The sequence below is a fragment of the Novosphingobium sp. genome, from assembly GCF_036733805.1.
Lineage (GTDB): Bacteria > Pseudomonadota > Alphaproteobacteria > Sphingomonadales > Sphingomonadaceae > Novosphingobium.
The window spans coordinates 1-18,102 of sequence record NZ_DAIMZT010000064.1; the positions used below are offsets into that span (position 1 = coordinate 1).

At 63.5% G+C, this 18,102-nt stretch carries 18 protein-coding genes; 3 read left to right on the plus strand and 15 right to left on the minus strand.

Annotation, left to right across the window (positions count from 1 at the left end; genetic code table 11):
- Positions 1 to 722: sulfite exporter TauE/SafE family protein (locus V7D69_RS13240; RefSeq protein ID WP_333606030.1), on the plus strand; the 722-nt coding region annotated here is incomplete at its 5' end.
- 10 nt (positions 723 to 732) lie between these two features.
- On the opposite strand, the gene V7D69_RS13245 is transcribed toward V7D69_RS13240, so the two are convergent.
- Genes V7D69_RS13245 through V7D69_RS13265 form a run of 5 tightly spaced genes read right to left on the minus strand, consistent with a single transcriptional unit; the run spans position 733 to position 5,489 of the window.
- Positions 733 to 1,662, minus strand: coding sequence for an NAD(P)-dependent oxidoreductase (locus V7D69_RS13245; RefSeq protein WP_333606031.1), 930 nt, complete (start codon positions 1,660 to 1,662; stop codon positions 733 to 735).
- Positions 1,663 to 1,669: 7 nt separating this feature from the next.
- Positions 1,670 to 2,914, minus strand: a complete 1,245-nt coding sequence (locus V7D69_RS13250; protein WP_333606032.1) for a dihydrolipoamide acetyltransferase family protein — start codon at positions 2,912 to 2,914, stop codon at positions 1,670 to 1,672.
- Positions 2,915 to 2,917: 3 nt separating this feature from the next.
- Positions 2,918 to 3,922 carry an alpha-ketoacid dehydrogenase subunit beta gene (locus V7D69_RS13255; protein ID WP_333606041.1) on the minus strand — a complete coding sequence of 335 codons (1,005 nt, stop codon included), beginning with the start codon at positions 3,920 to 3,922 and terminating at the stop codon, positions 2,918 to 2,920.
- A gap of 8 nt (positions 3,923 to 3,930) precedes the next feature.
- Positions 3,931 to 5,187, minus strand: a complete 1,257-nt coding sequence (locus V7D69_RS13260; RefSeq protein WP_333606033.1) for a thiamine pyrophosphate-dependent enzyme — start codon at positions 5,185 to 5,187, stop codon at positions 3,931 to 3,933.
- A complete protein-coding gene (locus V7D69_RS13265; RefSeq protein WP_324061107.1) occupies positions 5,187 to 5,489 on the minus strand; it encodes a hypothetical protein in 303 nt (100 codons plus the stop codon). The genes V7D69_RS13260 and V7D69_RS13265 overlap by 1 nt, the downstream gene beginning before the upstream one ends.
- Positions 5,490 to 5,613: 124 nt before the next feature.
- Between V7D69_RS13265 and V7D69_RS13270 the strand changes: the two genes are divergently transcribed.
- The gene (locus V7D69_RS13270; protein WP_324061106.1) at positions 5,614 to 6,078 is read left to right on the plus strand and encodes an Lrp/AsnC family transcriptional regulator; all 465 of its coding nucleotides are present in this window, start codon (positions 5,614 to 5,616) and stop codon (positions 6,076 to 6,078) included.
- 18 nt (positions 6,079 to 6,096) lie between these two features.
- Here V7D69_RS13270 and V7D69_RS13275 read toward each other — a convergent pair whose 3' ends face one another.
- The 10 genes from V7D69_RS13275 to V7D69_RS13320 are packed head-to-tail and all read right to left on the minus strand — an operon-like array spanning position 6,097 to position 17,428.
- Positions 6,097 to 7,791, minus strand: a complete 1,695-nt coding sequence (locus V7D69_RS13275) for an acyl-CoA dehydrogenase family protein (RefSeq protein ID WP_333606034.1) — start codon at positions 7,789 to 7,791, stop codon at positions 6,097 to 6,099.
- Positions 7,792 to 7,802: 11 nt separating this feature from the next.
- Entirely contained in the window at positions 7,803 to 8,960 is a 1,158-nt protein-coding gene (locus V7D69_RS13280) for a zinc-binding dehydrogenase (protein WP_324061104.1), read from the minus strand.
- A complete protein-coding gene (locus V7D69_RS13285; RefSeq protein WP_324061103.1) occupies positions 8,947 to 9,882 on the minus strand; it encodes a 3-keto-5-aminohexanoate cleavage protein in 936 nt (311 codons plus the stop codon). Before V7D69_RS13285 ends, V7D69_RS13280 begins: the two co-directional genes overlap by 14 nt.
- Entirely contained in the window at positions 9,875 to 10,822 is a 948-nt protein-coding gene (locus V7D69_RS13290) for a 3-hydroxyacyl-CoA dehydrogenase NAD-binding domain-containing protein (RefSeq protein ID WP_333606035.1), read from the minus strand. The genes V7D69_RS13285 and V7D69_RS13290 overlap by 8 nt, the downstream gene beginning before the upstream one ends.
- Positions 10,823 to 12,034, minus strand: coding sequence for an MFS transporter (locus tag V7D69_RS13295; protein ID WP_333606036.1), 1,212 nt, complete (start codon positions 12,032 to 12,034; stop codon positions 10,823 to 10,825). It lies immediately after the preceding gene.
- On the minus strand, positions 12,031 to 12,816 hold the full coding sequence (locus V7D69_RS13300) for a cyclase family protein (protein WP_324061100.1): 786 nt from the start codon (positions 12,814 to 12,816) through the stop codon (positions 12,031 to 12,033). Before V7D69_RS13300 ends, V7D69_RS13295 begins: the two co-directional genes overlap by 4 nt.
- A 30-nt stretch (positions 12,817 to 12,846) precedes the next feature.
- On the minus strand, positions 12,847 to 13,827 hold the full coding sequence (locus V7D69_RS13305; RefSeq protein ID WP_333606037.1) for a fumarylacetoacetate hydrolase family protein: 981 nt from the start codon (positions 13,825 to 13,827) through the stop codon (positions 12,847 to 12,849).
- A 22-nt stretch (positions 13,828 to 13,849) separates the two neighbouring features.
- Positions 13,850 to 16,192 carry a TonB-dependent receptor gene (locus V7D69_RS13310; protein WP_333606038.1) on the minus strand — a complete coding sequence of 781 codons (2,343 nt, stop codon included), beginning with the start codon at positions 16,190 to 16,192 and terminating at the stop codon, positions 13,850 to 13,852.
- A 59-nt stretch (positions 16,193 to 16,251) separates the two neighbouring features.
- A complete protein-coding gene (locus V7D69_RS13315) occupies positions 16,252 to 16,917 on the minus strand; it encodes a GntR family transcriptional regulator (RefSeq protein ID WP_324061097.1) in 666 nt (221 codons plus the stop codon).
- A 55-nt stretch (positions 16,918 to 16,972) separates the two neighbouring features.
- Entirely contained in the window at positions 16,973 to 17,428 is a 456-nt protein-coding gene (locus tag V7D69_RS13320; RefSeq protein ID WP_333606039.1) for a MarR family winged helix-turn-helix transcriptional regulator, read from the minus strand.
- A gap of 74 nt (positions 17,429 to 17,502) precedes the next feature.
- Between V7D69_RS13320 and V7D69_RS13325 the strand changes: the two genes are divergently transcribed.
- Positions 17,503 to 18,102: aldehyde dehydrogenase family protein (locus tag V7D69_RS13325; protein ID WP_333606040.1), on the plus strand; the 600-nt coding region annotated here is incomplete at its 3' end.

Sequence of the window (18,102 nt, forward strand, 5' to 3'; positions counted from 1 at the left end):
TTTGCGCCGCCCTTGCAGTTACGATATCCGGTCTTGGGAAAGGCGGCTTCGCCGGCCTCGGCATGCTGGCCATGCCGATCATGGTCCAAGGCGTGAACCCCATCGAGGGGGCTGCCATTCTGCTCCCCATTCTTGTCGTTCAGGATGCCGTGAGCGTCTGGGCATTCCGCCGCACATGGGACAAAGCGATTATCGCGGCCATGCTGCCGGGTATGGGGCTGGGCGTGCTGCTGGGTTTCGCCTTCGCCAAAGTCGTGGATGAAAAGGTTGTCACTGGCTTCATCGGCCTGTTGTCGCTGGTATTCGGCCTTTATCGTCTCTGGCTGGAACGCGGCGGAAAAATACCACTGCCATCCAATTCCCCTTACTGGGTGGGCTCACTGTTCGGCATAGGGTCCGGTTTCGCCAGCCAGATCGCTCATGCCGGTGCACCGCCTTTTCAAATGTGGGTGATCCCGCGCCAGCTGCCCCGCGACGTTCTGGTGGGTACGACCGCCATCGCCTTTGCCATGATGAACTGGATGAAAATCCCCACTTATGCCGCCTTGGGGCAGTTCACCCGCGCCAACCTTCAGGCCAGCGCGATGTTGATGCCGCTGGCCCTCGTCGCCACGGCGGCCGGCGTCGTGCTGGTGCGCAAGGTCGACGCACAGCGGTTCTATACGCTGATTTACGTGCTGATGGTCGCTCTTGGTCTCAGGCTCGTCGCACAGATGCTGTGAGCCCAACGGCTCAAGCGATCCGGTTGTGCGGTTGGCCGCCGCAGGCGTGCGTTTCGAGGGCATCGAGAAGGACGTCGGCCATGGCCAGGCGCGCCTCCCAGGTCGAGCTGCCGATATGCGGCAGAAGGAAGGCATTGGGCAGATCCAGATATCCCGGATGGATTTGCGGCTCGTTGTCAAACACATCCAGCCCTGCGGCCAGAATCTTTCCGTCGCGCAGGGCTGCGATCAGATCCTCGTCCTTCACCAGATCGCCGCGACCGATATTCACCAGGATCAGGGACGGCTTCGCCAAGCAAAGCGTGTCGGCGGCGATGAAATAGCGCGTCTCCGGTGTCGAGGGCCAGGCCAGGACGGCGATATCGCAATCGGCGATCAGCGCGCGCGGATCGGGGTAGAACAAGGCGTCCTCACCCACGGCCTCGCTCCGCCCGTGATAGGCAAGCCGCATTCCGAAAGCGCGCGCGCGGCTGGCGACCTTGCGACCAATGTTGCCCATCCCGAAAATGCCGAGCGTCTTTCCGCTCAGCCCTTCACCGACGAGTTGCGCCGGTGACCAGCCGGTCCAACGGCCTTCCCGCAAGAGGGCGATGCTTTCGGTCGCTCTTCTGGCGGCCCCCAATATGAGGAGCAACGCTGCGTCCGCGACAGCGTCCGAAAGGACCCCCGGCGTGTTGAACACGGCGATGCCGCGATCGGCCGCTGCCTGAAGATCGATGTGATCGTAACCCACCGAATAAGTCGCGATGGCTTTCACCGAAGCCGGCAGGTTCCGGATGACCTCTCGGTCGAAACGGCGAGGGCCGATCGAACACAATATTGCGTCTGGTTGGACGTCGGCGGCGTCTTCCAGCCTCCCCTGGACCAGCGATGTGCGTGCCCTAAAGCGATCCGCTACGCGTTCGGGCATTTCCAGCACTGAAAGGAGTTTCAGGGGCATCCTTATCCTATGCTTCAACGAACAGAAGCGCGGGCGTTTCGAGCATAGCCTTCACGCGCTGAACGAACGATGCGGCGTCCCAACCGTCGACCACGCGGTGATCGAACGATGAGGACAAGTTCATCATCTTGGCGATCCTGATCTGGCCGCGATCCACGATTGGCCGCTCGATAACCTTGTTGACGCCGACGATCGACACTTCCGGGCTGTTGATGACCGGCGTGGTCGCCACGCCGCCCATCGCGCCCAGACTGGTGATGGTGATCGTCGAGCCCGTCAGGTCGGCTGGGGCCGCCCGGCCGGACCGGGCCAGACCGGAGAGCCGAGTCAATTCCGAGGCCACGCCCCAGACGTCATGGCTGCCCGCGTCGCGCAGCACCGTCACCACCAGACCTTGCGGCGTCTGCGTCGCTATGCCGGCATGAACGGCCCGATGGCGGCGCACGATCCCGGCGGTATCATCGTACAGCGCATTGAGATGCGGAAATTCCGGAAGGACGCGGGTGAGCGCGCGCACGAGAAACGGCAGCAGCGTCAGCTTGGGGCGATGCTCTCCGCGCGTAGCATTCAGGCTTTCGCGCAGAGCTTCGAGCTGACTGACATCAACCTCCTCGATATAGGAGAAATGCGGGATTCTCCGCTTGGTATCCTGCATCCGCTCCGAGATACGCCGACGCAGGCCGATGACTGGAACTTCCTCCACATCGTCGCTTGGCGGAGCGGGCGATATGGCGGAAACTTGAGCCGCCCCCCCAGGAGACGCAACCCGCGGCGTTTCCCTCAGTGTTTTGGCATAAGCCAGATAAGCATCCACGTCCGACTGGCGAATACGACCCTTGGCGCCCGAACCGACAACGTCGCGCAGATTCACGCCCTGGTCGGCGGCGCGCTTGCGCAGCGCTGGCGATGCAAGCACCCGGTGCTCGGGTTCCTGCCGCGTCGACTGAGGGGGTGAGGCCGAGGACGATATCTCGGGCGATGTCGGCTCCGGTGCCGGCGCGGCCCCTTCCTCTTCGACATCGAACACAAGGACAACGCCGCCCACGGGCAGCATATCGCCGGGATTTCCGGTTCTTTCAATCACTTTGCCGGAAAAGGGGGCAGTGACTTCGACCGTCGCCTTGTCAGTCATGACTTCGCACAGCAGGTCATCTTCGGCAACAGTGTCGCCAACCCCGATATGCCATGCGACGAGTTCGGCTTCCGCCGTGCCCTCGCCAATGTCAGGCAGCTTGAATGGTCTTTGTGCCATGTCTTAGCGCTCCACAGCCCGGCGAAGCGCCGCGCCCACGCGGGCCGGACCGGGGAAATAGTCCCACTCGAAGGCGTGAGGGTAGGGGGTATCCCACCCGGCCACGCGCTCCACCGGCGTCTCCAGCGAATAGAAGCAATGCTGCTGGACAAGCGCCGCCAGTTCAGCACCAAAACCGCAGGTCAACGTCGCTTCGTGAACGATTACGCAGCACCCGGTCTTTTCGACGGAGGAGACAATGGTATCTAGGTCAAGCGGAACCAATGTCCGCAGGTCGATGACCTCAGCGTCGATGCCGGTCTCTTCCGCCGCCGCCAGCGCGACGTGAACCATCGTGCCATAGGCCAGCACTGTGGCGGCCGTTCCCGCTTTGACTGTAGCCGCCTTGCCCAGGGGCACGGTGTAGTGGCCATCGGGAACATCACCCGCCGGATGCTTGGACCAGGGCGTGACCGGCCGGTCATGATGGCCATCGAAGGGGCCGTTGTAGAGCCGCTTCGGCTCGAAAAACAGCACCGGATCGTCATCTTCGATGGCAGCGATCAGCAATCCCTTGGCATCATGCGGGTTGGAGGGAATAACGGTCTTCAGCCCTGCGACATGCGTGAAAATGCCTTCCGGCGACTGACTGTGCGTCTGCCCGCCATAGATGCCGCCGCCATAAGGGGAACGCACGGTGATCGGCGACCACCATTCGCCCGCCGTGCGATAGCGCAGCCGCGCGGCTTCGGAAATCAGCTGATCGGTGCCGGGATAGATATAGTCCGCAAACTGGATCTCGACCACCGGCCGCATCCCATAAGCGCCCATGCCCACAGCCGTGGCGATGATGCCGCCCTCGGCGATCGGCGCGTCGAACACACGGTTTAACCCGTGGCGTTCCTGTAGCTTGTCAGTGGCGCGGAAGACGCCGCCGAAAAAGCCGACGTCCTGGCCGAAAACGACGACTTTCGGATCATTGTTCAGGCAGACGTCCATGGCGCTGTTGATCGCCTGGATCATGTTCATTCGCGCCATCACTCGCCCCCCAGCATCTGTTCGCGCTGGCGACGCAAGTGCGCGGGCATGTCCTTGTAAACGTCGTCAAACATCGTCTTGCGGTCCAGTTGGGGGCCTTGTCCGAGGGTGCCGAGCGCTTCGGCCGCCCGTCCCTCCTCTCGCACATGCTCGGCCAATTCCGCGGCCAGCGCTGCGTGGCGCTCCTCGTCCCATTCGCCGAGCGCGGTCAGATGATCCGCAAGACGGCGGATCGGGTCGCCCAGCGGCCAGGCGGAAGCTTCGTTGGCGGCGCGATAGCGGCTGGGGTCGTCGCTCGTGGAATGCGCATCGGCCCGGTACGTGACCATCTCGATCACAGTTGCTCCCAGGTTCGCTCGGGCGCGGGCCGCCGCCCACTGCGTGGCCGCGTAGACCGCGAGAAAATCATTGCCGTCAACCCGCAGAGCGGGGAGGCCGTAAGCGAGGCCGCGCGCCGCGAATGTCGTCGCTTCCCCGCCCGCAAAGCCCGCAAAGGAACTGATCGCCCACTGATTGTTGACGATGTTCAGGATTGCCGGCGCGCGATAGACCGATGCGAAAGTGAGAGCGTAATGAAAATCGCCCTCCGCAGTCGCTCCGTCGCCGATCCAGGCTGCCGCGATGCGCGTATCGCCGCTGGCCGCCGACGCCATCGCCCAGCCCACCGCTTGGCTGTATTGTGTGCCGAGATTGCCGGAGATGGAGAAGAAGCCGGCCTCGCGGCTTGAATAGAAGACCGGCATCTGCCGGCCCTTGAGGCGATCGCCGCTGTTCGAATAGACCTGGTTCATGAGGTCGCGCAGCGGCCAATCGCGCGCGACGAATATGCCTTGTTGGCGATACGTAGGAAAGCACATGTCACCGCGATCGAGCGCCATGGTCGCAGCGACGGCGACGGCTTCCTCACCGGTTGACTTCATATAGAAGCTGGTCTTGCCCTGGCGCTGCACGCGCACCATGCGCTCGTCGTAGGCACGGGTCAGCATCATTGCCCGCAAGCCGCGCCGAAGGGTGTCAGCGTCGAGATCCGGTTTCCATTCGCCTTTCGCTTCGTTGTCATCATCCAACACGCGGATCATTTCGAACGCGAAATTGCGGATATCGGCTGCCGGAACATCCACCGGAGGGCGCGGGCAGAGACCGGCGGGAGGTATCCCCAGCGCGGAGAAATCCGGTGTTACGCCGGGGCGAGAGGATGGGACAGGGACATGCAGAGAAAGCGCCTGGCTGTTATGTCCCAGGACAGAATGCGACATCAACAATTGCCTTCTACCAGATTGACGCGCTCCACGAGCACGATGGAACGAATTTTCTGCAGGAGCAGCTCCGCGATCTTGGGCGCTTCGAGCTCGACCTCGATGTCAATGAGCAGCCATTGCTCCGACGCGCGGCAGCAGAGCTGGTGCGGAACGATGTTGCGTTGAGCGAATGGCGCGGCAACTCTCGACATCACCTGCGGATCTCGCGCCGCGCGAATGGCGAAGACGTAAAGTGCCGTGCCGAGCGCAGCACCAGGTCGGCCGTTGAAATCGAGCGCGGCCGCAGTGTTCCTTCTCACGATGGCATCCTCCTCGTCGCCCCCCTTATGACAGCAATGCCGCGGCAAAACCGCTCCTTTCTTCCTTGGAAGGTCATAGTATTGAGGTATATTCTACCCCATAAATTTCTGAACGAGGAAAATCATGCCTAGCGAGCTTGATGACATTGACCGTAAGATTCTGGCGCTGATGCAGAAGGATGCATCACTGACCATTGCGGAAATTGCCGAGCGTGTGGGTTTGTCCCAATCGCCGTGCTGGCGCCGCATCCAGCGAATGCGCCAGGACGGCATTATCCTGGGCCAGGTGACGCTGTTGGACCGGCGGCGCATCGGCCTTAATGCCCAGATATTCGCTCAGGTACGCCTGAGTGGCAAAGGACGAGAGAATATCGAGGAGTTCTCCAAGGCGATCCAAGGCTTCAAGGAAGTGCTCGATTGTTATGTCACGCTGGGCGCAACCGACTTCATTCTGCGCATCGTGGCGGAGGATATCGATGCTTATGAGCGCTTCTTCTTCGACCAGCTGAGCCGCGTGCCGGGAATCCAGGAGATCAATTCGATGGTGGCTCTGTCAGAGATCAAGTCAACGACGTCGCTTCCGCTTTGAAAGGCGCAAGCCATAGCTTCAACAGACGTCGATCTTTTCGAACCCTTCGAGCAGGTCCAGGCCGGCTAGGCTTTCGGCGTGGCAGGATGCGGCGCGGGGCGGTATCAGCGCCAGCCAGTGCCGTCCGGCGGCACGGAGCCGTTCGGCCTCGCGGCCGCTGTCCTCCAATGCGACAAGCCTGGCCGCGATCCAGCCGGTCGCCGCCAGCGCCGCCAGATGCAGGAACGCTGTCGCGCCCGCTTCCGCCGCGCGGGGATCAGCCACGGCGACGAGGCGTTCGACGGAGTCTTCCAGCAGATCGAGCACGGGAAGAAGCGCTCGCCCGGCCGATGCTGCCGCTGCGTCGTTCCGCGCGAGGTTCAGAAAAGTGCGCAGCCCGCGCCGGTCGCCATGCAGCCTGCGATGCAGAAGATCCAACGCCTGAATGCCGGTGGTGCCTTCGAAGATCGTCAGCACGCGGGCGTCGCGCAGCATCTGTTCGGCGGGCCATTCGCGGGTGTAGCCCGCTCCACCCAGAACCTGCACTGCGTGGCTTGCGACCTCGAACGCAAATTCGCCGCCCGTGGTCTTCACCAGCGGCAGCAGCCATTGCAGCAATGCGCCGGCATCCTTGCGGGCCTCTTCGTCAGGCTCGCACGCGGCGAGATCGCCGTAATTCGCCGCCGTCAGCAGCAGGCCGCGCAGCACCTCCACCTTGGCAGCCTGCTCCAGCAGCATGCGCTGCACGTCGGGATGGCGGTTGATCGGAACGGGGCTCGGGCTGCCGCCCTGCCGCCGATCGCGGGCATAGGCCAGCGCAAGGTCGGCCGCCCCGGCCGCAATCGCCAGACCTTGCGCGCCGGTGGCGAGGCGCATGTTCGTTATCATCAGGAACATCTGCTGCAGCCCACGCCCTTCAGTGCCGATCAGGCGGCCACGCGCGTTCTCGAAACCCAAGGCGCATGTCGGCGAGATGTGGAGGCCAAGCTTCTCCTCGATCCGCCGGACCACCACGCCATTGCGCTGTTCCCCGAAACGATCCGGCACAAGGAACAGGCTAAGCCCATCCGCGCTTGCAGTCCTGGCGAGCAGGCAATGGCCAATCCGCGCGGTAAGGTCGTGATCGCCGAACGAGATCCAGTTCTTCTCGCCGGTGATCGCCCACTCGCCATCACTCAAAGGTTCGGCGCGCGTACGCAAGCGGCCCACGTCCGATCCTGCATCCGCCTCCGAGATGCAGATGGTAGCGGCCCATTCGCCCGATATCAGCGGTTCAAGCCATTCCGCTTTCATCGCGGTGTCGCCGAAGGCGGCGATCAGGCGGGCGGCCGAGCGCTGCGGCACCGGCAGCATCCCGAATGCGGAACAACCGCGATCGAACAGCTCCTGCACCGCGAAAGCGAGCGAGAGTGGCAGGCCCTGGCCGCCCTGCTCGATCGGCTGGTCCAGCGTCGTCCATCCACCGGCGACATAAGCGTCATAAGCTTCGCGATGGCCCTGCGGCGTGCGCACCCGCCCCTCGACAAAGGCACATCCCTGCCGGTCGCCGATATCATTGAGCGGAGCGAGAAAGTCGGACGAGAAGCGTGCCGCCTCATCTAGCACGGCCTCCACCAGATCGGGCGTTGCCGCGCCAAAACTTTCCTTGAGCGCGCGCAGCCGGGAAAGCCCCGGTGCAGCCTCGAACTGCATTGCGATCAGCCGGCTGTCGGCGGGCGGTACAACGCCTCTCATCTCGTCATCCTTTAGGGCAGGCTGGGATCTATCAGATATTTCTCGCCCGTTGCCCGGCGGGCGATGGCGGACAGGCGGACGGGGTCCAGCAACTCCCGGAACGAGACGGTCGCGGTATAATGGCTGGCGAATGTGGTCTTGAGCTCACTCGCCACGCGGCTGCGCAGTCTTGCTTCACCTTCGGGCCCGATTTTTTGCAGGAACGGCGTCAGCAGGAAACCACCGATTCCCCAGGCCATGCCATAAGTGCGGTCAAGCACAGTGGGGCCGCGATCGAGGGAGCCGTAAATGTAGACCTGCTTGTGCGTCGTGGACCCATATCGGCTGAACGCGGCCGCGCGGCTCAGCGAGCGCTCCATCGCGTGAAGAATAGCGTTAGCAAGTCGTCCGCCGCCGATGGCGTCGAAGGCGATGGTCGCGCCGGTGGCGCCGATCGCATCTTCCAGCGTTTCGGCGAAGTCAGCGGCGCTGTTATCAACCACGTGGCTCGCGCCGGCGGAGCGCAGCAACTGCGCTTGGCTCTCACTGCGAACGATATTGACCAGCGGCACGCCGTCGCTCAGGCAAATCCGGTTCAGCATCTGCCCCAGGTTGGACGCGGCGGCGGTGTGGACCAGCGCCCGATGCCCTTCGGCATGCATCGTCTCCACCATCGCGAGCGCGGTCAGAGGATTGACGAACATCGATGCCCCATCCGCCATGCTGGCCCCTTCGGGCAACGGCACGCAATCGGCCGCGGGCAACGTGCGCAGCTGCGTGTACATCGCCCCGCCGAACATGCCGACTTTGAGGCCGAGCAGATGGCTCACCGCCGAACCAGCCGCTACGACCGTCCCTGCGCCTTCGTTGCCGACTTTCATGGAACGGTCGATCCGCGCCGATAAAGAGGGCATGGCGCTTTCGGGGATGGCCGCGATCACTCTGGGGCGTTCCGCCGTGCCTGCGACAGTCATGGTCGAGAGATCCGCCGGACCCAGCAGAAGGCCAAGGTCGGAGGGGTTCAGCGGTGTCGCTTCGACCGCCACCACCACTTCATGCGCCTGAGGTAGAGGGACGGTTATGGATTCCAATGTCAGGACAAGCCGTCCATCCGATGTGACCGTTGAGCGCAGTTCGAGAGCTTCGGTCGGCAATTCCATGCGAGTCGAAGCGGGGTCAGAAACCGACATTGTCGCCTCCCTTGAGTTGGAGCATCGCCCGCGCTTCTGCCGGCGTTGCGATTTCGCGGCCCATCTCTTCAAGGATGGTCTTGACCTTTCGTACCTGTTCCGCATTCGTCCGGGCAAGCCGTCCGCGTTCCAGCATCAGGCTATCTTCCAGCCCGACGCGCACATTGCCTCCTAGCGCGGCGCTAACGGCGGCGAGCGGCATCTGATGCCGTCCAGCCCCCAGGACTGAAAGATACCAGTCCTGGCCGAAAAGCCGATCGGCCACCCCAGCCATGTGAACGAGATTTTCCGGCTCCGGACCCATGCCGCCTAATATGCCCAGCACGCATTGCACGAGGAACGGCGGCTTCACCACGCCGCGATCCGCGAAATGCGCAAGAGTATAAAGATGGCTGACGTCATAGCATTCGAACTCGAACCGGGTGCCGAAGCGTCCGCTCAACTCGGCGGCCGCCGTCTCAATCTGCTCGAATGTATTGCTCATCGGCATCCGGCGCGAGCCTTCGAGAAAGGGCTTTTCCCAGTCGTGCTTCCACGCCGTAATCCGTTCGGCGACCGGGAATACGCCGAAGTTCATCGTGCCCATGTTCATCGAGGTCAATTCGGGTTCCGCGCGGCGCGCGGCGGCGAGCCGTTCATCCATCGACATGCCCACGGCCCCGCCCGTCGTGATGTTCACCACTGCATCGCATTGTTGCTTGATGCGGGGAAGGAACTGCATGAAAATTTCCGGGTCGGCGCTCGGCCTCCCGTCGCGCGGATCGCGTGCGTGAAGATGCAGGATGGCGGCGCCGGCCTCCGCCGCGGCCACCGCCTGCTCGGCGATCTGATCTGGCGTGATCGGCAGATGGTCCGACATGGATGGCGTATGGACTGACCCCGTCACCGCGCAGGTGATGATGGCCTTGTTGTTCCTAATCATGATCGGTCGATCGCTCCGTGAATGCGTTCTTCGCCTGGCGGATCGCGTTGAGGACATGCACCCGCTCCTCGCCCGGCTCCCGTCCGCCGCGCGCGGTCAGGCTTTGTTCGATGCCCTCGATGGCCTTCCGTTCGAGTTCCGGTGTCAGGCTGGGGGAGCCCAAATGGCTCCACATCGCCTGCAATGCCGGGCCCAGATGTTCGAAGGCCCGGCGCGCGCCGCCCGCTCCGCCGGCCAGATGATGCGTGATGAACGGGCCCGAGACCGCCCAGCGCGCGCCGGGCCCCTCCGTCACGGCAAGGTCGATGTCCTCGACCGAGGCGACACCCTCCTGCAGCAGGTAAAACGCTTCACGCATCAGCGCCGCTTGCAGCCGATTGCCGACATGCCCGGCCACTTCGCGCTTCAGACGGATCGGGCTTTTACCGATCGAGCGATAGAAGGCCATCGCCCGTTCGACCGACGCAGGCTCTGTCAGGTCACCGCCCGCCACCTCCACCAGCGCCATCAAGGGCACAGGAATAAAGGGATGGCCCAGCACCACCCGGTCAGGCCAGCGAGCTTCGGTCTGCATCGCGCTGACGGTGATGCTTGAGCTGCTTGACGCGATTATGGCATGGTCAGGAGCCGCGTGGGAGATCGATGCGATCAGCGCCCGCTTGGCCGCAACTGTCTCCGGTCCGTTTTCCTGCACCCAGTCGGCGTCCCCGACAGCTTTCGCCAGGTCGGGTTCGAAACACAGGGCATCCATCGCTTCGCCCGCTTGTTCGTCGTCAAGCTGAAGGAGGCGAAGATCCGCTGCCGCACCCTCTCGCAGGCGGGCCTCGGCCCCTGGCGCCGGATCGACGCAAGTGACTTGCAGGCCGTGCGCGAGAAATGTCGCCGTCCAGCCGATGCCGACAAGGCCGCAGCCGACAACCGTTACCCGATCCTTATGCATTCAGGCGGTCTCCGCAGGGTAAGGTCCGAGGCGCGAGAGCAGAACGGCCGCGCTGGCGAGCAACAGGGCGGCGCATGTCAGCGCCAGGCGGTAATTGCCCGTGGCGTCGAACGAGAGGCCGACCAGGTAAGGCCCCGCCGTCGATCCGATGGCGAACGTGCCGTAAAGAACGCCATAGGCCGAACCGTAAGCGCTCAACCCTATGTAGCGCGCCACTAGGAAGCCGATCAGGTCCACCTCTGCACCCATTGCCAGGCCGATGAGCATGGCGGCGACGCCGGCCAGGTGCGTGCCGCCGGTGACCAGCAGCACGCAGCCGATTGCGGCGGCAACAAGCATGGCGGCTGCGACGAAAGGGGCATGCACACGGTCGATTAGGGCCCCCGCACCGATCCGTCCGAGGATCACCGCAATGCCGATCAGCCCGGCCGTTCGCCCGGCCCTCGCCGCGTCCATGCCGCCGTCCAACAGCATGGGAACGAAATGAACGATCAATCCGCCGATGCCGAGCGCCAGGCTGAAGAAGGAGGCCAGCATCAGGCGAAACCTCCAGTCGCGAAACAGGGTAAAGAAACTAATGCGGGGTGCTTCTGCCCGCGGCGATGGAGCGGCGGGCCTGAGCAAGGGGCCGCGGTCCCGGCCCAGGCCGATCAGGACGACCGGCAGGGCGACGATCAGGATTCCGGCCAACAGGCGGTAGCCCTCCCGCCAGCCGTGGGCGGCGACGAATGGCGTGAAAAAAGCGGGAGCGAGTGCCGCAGCCACTCCAGTTCCCGATAGCAGCAGTCCCAGCGCCAGTCCGCGGTGAACCTTGAAATGAGCCGCGATGAGCCGAGTAAAGACCACCGGCGAAGTGCCTGCACCGGCCAGGCACAACAGACTGATGGCGCAAAGGTAGAGGAAAAGATTTCCCGGCACGAACGACATGCCGACCGCCGCCAGCGCCAAGGCCGGCATTGCGAACGACAGGACCGGACGGACTCCCACGCGGTCCACTAGCCGCCCTACGAAGGGCGACGCTATGGCAAGGACAATCCCGGAGATCAGCACGGCCAGCGACAAGGAGCCGCGGCTCCAGCCGAACTCCGCCTGAAGCGGCCGGATGAAGATGCCCAGCGTGTAGAAGAACAGCGACGATATGCCGACCGACAGGCCCAAAAAACTGGCCGCGAGCATGATCCCGCCGCTCGCAAATTCTCCGCGCGCGGTCATGGCGCGTCCGGTTCTTCGAGGATGGCGACGGCGCGAGTCCAGCCTGCCGATGCCCGCTCGATCTTCACCGGAAAGCAAGCGACGGTGAAGCCGTGCGGCGGAAGGGCTTCAAGCCTGTGCAGCTTCTCCATCTGGTAATAGCTGCGCTCACGACCTGCCTTGTGCCCTTCCCAGATGATCGAAGGATCGCGATCCCGTGCAAAGCGGCGCGCCGTGTGGGAAAAGGGCGCGTCCCAGGACCACGCATCGGTTCCCACGACTTTCACCCCGCGTTCGGTGAGGTAGAGCGTCGCCTCCCGTCCCATGCCGCAGCCGCTGTCCATGTAATGCGGCTGGCCGAAAGCGGCCCCGGCGGCGGTATTGACCAGCACGATGTCGAACGGCTGAAGCCGATGCCCGATGCGGGCCAACTCCGCCTCCACCTCCGCGCCGGAAACGACATGGCCGTCAGGCAAGTGGCGGAAGTCCAGTTTGACGCCAGGCCGCAGGAACAGATCGAGCGGAGCTTCGTCAATCGTGGGTGATCGTTGCCCGCCGTCCGTCGAGGAATGATAATGCCAAGGCGCGTCGATATGCGTGCCGCTGTGCGTGGTGAGCGACACTTCCTCTACCGCCCAGCCCTCACCGTCGGGCAGGTCGTCGGCGCTAAGGCCCGGAAAGACGGCCGCGATCTGCGCCGCGCCGGCTTTATGACCGATATACGTGATGCGCGGCCGCATGACATCCGGGTCGCTCACCACTTCGGCGCTGACCGGGATCGACAGATCGATGATGCGTTTCATATTGTCCTCTCCACGACGACCGGCGATGCCTCAGGCCGGGCTCCCTCGGCGCAACTGGGACCCTATGACCCGGTTGCGGATGGCGCCGATCCCCTCTATCCGCAGCTCGATCACGTCGCCATCCGTCAGGAACCGTTCCTGCTCCAGCCCGCAGCCACCGCCGACGGTCCCGGCGCCGAATATCTCGCCCGGATAAATGGTCTCACCCGCGCTGACGTGCGCGATCATGTCCTCGAAACGCCAGTGGATCGTGCTCATCGATCCTTCGGACCAGACCTCGCCGTTGACCGTCGCGGTCATGCGGGCCTGATAGGGATCGGGCATTTCATCCGCAGTGACGATGCAGGGGCCAAGGATGATGCTGCCGTCGAAGTCCTTGCCTTTGGCCGGGCCGAACGGTCCGGTCATCTCATGGCCTTGCGCGTCCCGCGCCGAGAAGTCGTTGTAGATGGTGTAGCCGAAGATATGGCTTTTCGCGTCAGAGGCGGGGATGTCGCGCCCCTTCCGCCCGATCACCGCAGCCATCTCCAGCTCGTAATCGGCCACTTGCGAATAGGGTGGCCACAGCACATCATCGCCGGGATTGCCGACGGCGAAGCGATTGGCCTTGTAATAGATGGGTTGATCGTACCAGACCTTGGGAAGAACGATCGGCCCTTTCGGCGGCTCCTTGCCCGCGCGGATCGCGTTCAGCGTGAACACGACTTTTCCCGATTGCAGCATGTGCTGCTCAAAGGCGGAGAAGTCACGAATCTGTGTCGGGCGCGGAAGCGGCGCCAGCAACCGGATCGCGGCCGCGCCTAGAACGGCTTCTCCCGGAGGAGAAGCCGCCAGGGCGCGAGCACGATCCAGCGCCCCTTCCCCTTCATCGATAAGCGATAGCATCGTAGCGAACGCGGGATCAGTGGTCCCTGCCCACGCGGCGGCGGCGGCAAGGTCGAGAATATCCCCGTCATCCAGAATGGCGCCGAGCCGCACCGCCCCGTCATATTCGAAAGTCACTAGTCGCATAAAGTCGCCTGATTTGAAACGATTAGAAGGAGTAGCGCGCCTGAATGCCGTAACGGCGCGGCTCGTTCACCGCCGCGACCGGAAGGCCGAACAGTGAAGAGACCTGGGACAGATGCCGGTTGTCAGTCAGGTTCTTGCCGTAGACCGCCAATTCCCAGCCGGCACGATTGGCCAGAGACAGGCGTGCGTCCAGTTCGCCCCAAGCCTTCGCGCGATAAGTGTCGGCGTCCTGGCGGGTCTCAAGGAAGAAAACCGAGCTTTGGAAGCGGACGCCCAGCGATGCCCGGATGGTGTTGTCCGCACCCGCCGCCGTTTCGTAACTGACGTTGGCCCCGCCCTGCCACTTGGGCGCGCGCGTCAGTCGATTGCCGGCGATATCTTCGAGGCCGACCGCCGGGTTCGATCCGGCCACGAAGGAATTGACCAGAACCGCGCTGAGCGCACCGGCTGTGAAACGCGCGTCCAGATACGTCAGGTTGCCGTTGATCTGCAGCCCGGTGAGCGGACGGATCGTGGTTTCGAACTCTACGCCTTTGACCCGCGCCTTATCCGCGGTTTCGATGCCGACGCCGCCGGACGGCACCGGCGTGCGCACCTGAAGGTTCGTATAATCGTAATAGAACGCGGCGGTGTTGACGGTCAGCTTGCGGTCCAGGGCCTGGAGCTTCATGCCGACTTCATAAGCGTCGATCCCTTCCGGGCGGAACGCGGTCGAGCCGCCAAAGGCGTTGAAGCCGCCGCTCTTGAACCCCTGGCTATAGCTGGCATAGGCCATGAAATTGCGGTCGGGCTGGAAAGTGAGCACGACGCGCGGGGAGAAGTCCGTGAATTTGGCCCGCGTGGCCACGTCGGGCGGCGCGGCCAGAGTCGAACCGGCGGGGAAGACCACGGGGCCGGGCGGATCGAACGGCAAGATCGTCGTCACCCCGAACGAGCGGGTGAAATGCTTGCGTTCCTCGCTGTAGCGGCCGCCCACGGTCAGCGACAGGCTATCCGTGAACTTGTACGTGATGTTGCCGAAGAAGGCATAGGATGTGGTCGTCTGATCCGCCTTGAAAGTCGCGGCCGTGCCGGCGCCGCCCGGCCCCGCCAGGCGATTGAAGATGGTGAAGGGTCCGAAGCCGAGGTGTTCCTCGAAATAGATGCCCCCGGCGACCCAGTCGAAATGATGGCCTGATCCCGCGAGACGCATTTCGTGCGACCACTGCCATTCGAACTGCTTGCCGCCGTTGTCGCCCACGTTGCTGATGTCACCGGTGACGAAGGGCGGCGTCGGCGGGTTGACGGCGGTGCCGTCCGAGTCGAGCTGGCCCCGCACGCGCCAATCGCGATAATTGGTGATGGAGGTCAGCGTAGCCCAGTCAAACACCTGGTCACCCTGCAGAGTGATCGTTCGCCCTTTGGTGCGCGTGAAAGTGTCGACGTTGAGCGCGACGCGCTGGTCTTTGAGCACCTGCTGCAGATCCGGCCGCAAGGTGTAGGGCAGGAGCACGTTACTTCCGGTCGGGTTCGTCACTTCGTCGCGAAGGTTGCTCACGTCTGAAATGGCAAGCAGGGCGGGATGCGAATTTTGATAGGAATATTCGCCGATGAGCTTCAGCGTGAGCCGATCCGTCGGCTCCGCCTGAAGCGTGCCGCGGATCAGGAAATCGCGGCTGCCGCCCAGATGCGATCCGTTATAATTGCGAGCCCAGCCGTCATAGTCGGAATAGCCCACGGCAAGCCGCGCGAGCAAATGTCCTTGGCTGTCAAGCGGGCCGGAAAGCGCACCGCGCACCCGGTAATCATGATAGCTGCCGGCACTGCCTTCGATATAGCCGTAAAGGTCCTTGGTCGGCGCGCCGGACTTCAGCAGCACCGCGCCGGCGGAGGAATTGCGGCCGTAAAGAGTGCCTTGCGGTCCCCGCAACACTTCCACGCTTTCGACATCGACCAGATCGAGCGAAGCGTAGCGCGGGCGGCTGACCACTGCCCCGTCGAAATAGACCGCCACGGGTTCGTCAGCGAAGACATTGCCGCCGCCATTGGCGCCGCCGACACCCCGGATGCTGAGCGGCGCCGCACCGTAATTGGAGTTGGCCGCAACCGAGAAGCTGGGGACAGAGGCACTGAGATCCTCGAGCGAACGAACATGGGCATCCTGCAACGCCTCGCTGTTGATCGCTGAGACCGCGATTGGCACGTCCTGCAGCCGCTGCGCCCGGAACTGGGCGGTGACGATGATTTCGGCCCCATCCGAAGCGCCGGTTCCGGCCGGTGCGGCAGGCTGGGCTGCGACCGGATTCTGGACTTGCGCATGCGCCGCGCCGGCGCACAGCAAGGCTGCCCCGGCCACCGATGTGGCCAGGCGAAACTTTCCAAGCATCTCTATTCCCCTACTTTGATGTTGTAGCAGACCGTCCCGGTCTGCAGTGAGTGAGCCGTTCAGCCGGTCTCCTTCCAGATCCCCCATTGATCGAGAACGTCGAGGGTAATGGCGATATGGCTGGCCATCATGCTGACGGCGCCTTCGACATCCCGCTCGAGCACCGCCTCGACAAGATCCACATGCTCACGTTCATGGACGTCGAAGTCGATCGGGATCCGATACAAAAGCTGACGATAGCGCGAGTGCTGCACCAGCAGCCGTTCCTGTATCTTTTCGATTCTCGGCGATCCGCTTCCGGAAATGAGCGCGCGATGCAAACCGTCGTGCGCGGCCTGCCAGGCCCGAAGGCGGTCGGCGTCGGAGGTGTCGAGGTCACGGCTGGTCAGGCGATAGGTGTGAAGCGCCGATACCAGCGACGCTTCCCACGCGATCTCGCCGCGTTCCATCGCGCGGCGCAGCGCCGCCGTCTCGATCGCTGTGCGGGCAAACGCGATGTCGGCCAGATCGTCTCGACTGAGTGCCGGAACGCGAAAGCCCTTGTTGCTTTCCAGGCTGACCAGCCCTTCCGCATAAAGGCGAGAGAGCGCTTCGCGCACGGGCGACATGCCAGCGCCATATCGTTCCGCCAGCTTCTCCATCTGCAGGCGACCGCCCGGCGGGTGAATGCCGCGCACCAGGTCTGCTCGCAGGGCCTGTTCGACGTTATCAGCGAGAGTTGTCACAAATCCTCCGTTGATTCGGATAATGAGAAGTTTTTCGAAAATATGCAAGAGGCAATCAAATTTCGTCGCTCATTGTTTCGGCCAGCTGCTGCAGGCCCTGGCGCAACACTGCTTGCTGCTGGGGTTCCAGTAAGGTCTCATAGCGCCTCTCCAAGTGCTCCATGGCTTGTCTTGCCGCCGCACATGCCTCCTCGCCCGCGGCAGTAAGCGACAGGGCATATGTCCGTCCGTCTCCCGCTGACTTGCGCACCAGACCCCTGGCGAGGAGGCCGGCCATCAGCGGCACCATATTAGCACGCTTGATGCCCAGCAGCCGACCGGCATCGCTTTGCGAACAACCGGGATTGGCGGCGATCAACAGCAGGATGGTGGCTTCAACAGGGCGCAGGCCCAGCGGCGCCAGCGCATTACCGAGATTGGCCATCATCGCCGCGGATGCCCGGCGTGCGAGGTAGCCCAGGTGAGATGCAACCGGATCTATCAGCCGGCCGTCAGAGACAGTGTCGTTCATGGCGCGCAGTATAGCTATTGCCCATAACAATCCAAATAGATATGATTCATAGCAATCTGAAAAGGGAGTTTGGAATGCCGGCAACATTGGTTCCCCTGTGCATCGGCGGTCGTCACCGCGACGTGCCGCGCCATTTCGATCGGCTCAATCCGGTCACCGGGGACATCGCGTCCCGTGCCGCGGCGGCCACGGCGGCGGAGGCAATCGCCGCTGTTGAAGCGGCGGAAGCGGCGCTTCCGGCATGGGCGGCGCTGACGCCAAACGCACGCCGCACGATGCTACTGAAAGCCGCCGACGCTCTTGACGCGCGGTCAGCCGATTTCGTTGACGCAATGATGAGCGAGATTGGCGCGACTGAGGGCTGGGTCCGCTTCAACCTCGCGCTTGCCGGAGCGGTGGTGCGGGAGGCCGCTTCCCTGACTACGCAAGTGGGCGGCGAAGTCATTCCATCCGACAAGCCGGGTTGTCTGGCCATGGCGGTGCGCGAACCCGCCGGCGTGGTATTGGGCATGGCGCCCTGGAACGCACCGATCATCCTGGGCGCCCGCGCGATCGCGGTGCCGCTGGCTTGCGGCAATACCGTGGTGCTCAAGGCATCGGAACAATGCCCGCGCACGCATGCTCTTATCGTGGATGCGTTTGTCGAGGCTGGGCTGGGCGAGGGCATCGTCAAT

Excerpts from the sequence above, each read along its gene's own strand:
- V7D69_RS13245 (WP_333606031.1), bottom strand. The coding sequence starts at position 1,662 with ATGCCCCTGAAACTCCTTTCAGTGCTGGAAATGCCCGAACGCGTAGCG.
- V7D69_RS13250 (WP_333606032.1), bottom strand. The coding sequence starts at position 2,914 with ATGGCACAAAGACCATTCAAGCTGCCTGACATTGGCGAGGGCACGGCG.
- V7D69_RS13255 (WP_333606041.1), bottom strand. The coding sequence starts at position 3,922 with ATGAACATGATCCAGGCGATCAACAGCGCCATGGACGTCTGCCTGAAC.
- V7D69_RS13260 (WP_333606033.1), bottom strand. The coding sequence starts at position 5,187 with ATGTCGCATTCTGTCCTGGGACATAACAGCCAGGCGCTTTCTCTGCAT.
- V7D69_RS13270 (WP_324061106.1), top strand. The coding sequence starts at position 5,614 with ATGCCTAGCGAGCTTGATGACATTGACCGTAAGATTCTGGCGCTGATG.
- V7D69_RS13275 (WP_333606034.1), bottom strand. The coding sequence starts at position 7,791 with ATGAGAGGCGTTGTACCGCCCGCCGACAGCCGGCTGATCGCAATGCAG.
- V7D69_RS13280 (WP_324061104.1), bottom strand. The coding sequence starts at position 8,960 with ATGTCGGTTTCTGACCCCGCTTCGACTCGCATGGAATTGCCGACCGAA.
- V7D69_RS13285 (WP_324061103.1), bottom strand. The coding sequence starts at position 9,882 with ATGATTAGGAACAACAAGGCCATCATCACCTGCGCGGTGACGGGGTCA.
- V7D69_RS13290 (WP_333606035.1), bottom strand. The coding sequence starts at position 10,822 with ATGCATAAGGATCGGGTAACGGTTGTCGGCTGCGGCCTTGTCGGCATC.
- V7D69_RS13295 (WP_333606036.1), bottom strand. The coding sequence starts at position 12,034 with ATGACCGCGCGCGGAGAATTTGCGAGCGGCGGGATCATGCTCGCGGCC.
- V7D69_RS13300 (WP_324061100.1), bottom strand. The coding sequence starts at position 12,816 with ATGAAACGCATCATCGATCTGTCGATCCCGGTCAGCGCCGAAGTGGTG.
- V7D69_RS13305 (WP_333606037.1), bottom strand. The coding sequence starts at position 13,827 with ATGCGACTAGTGACTTTCGAATATGACGGGGCGGTGCGGCTCGGCGCC.
- V7D69_RS13310 (WP_333606038.1), bottom strand. The coding sequence starts at position 16,192 with ATGCTTGGAAAGTTTCGCCTGGCCACATCGGTGGCCGGGGCAGCCTTG.
- V7D69_RS13320 (WP_333606039.1), bottom strand. The coding sequence starts at position 17,428 with ATGAACGACACTGTCTCTGACGGCCGGCTGATAGATCCGGTTGCATCT.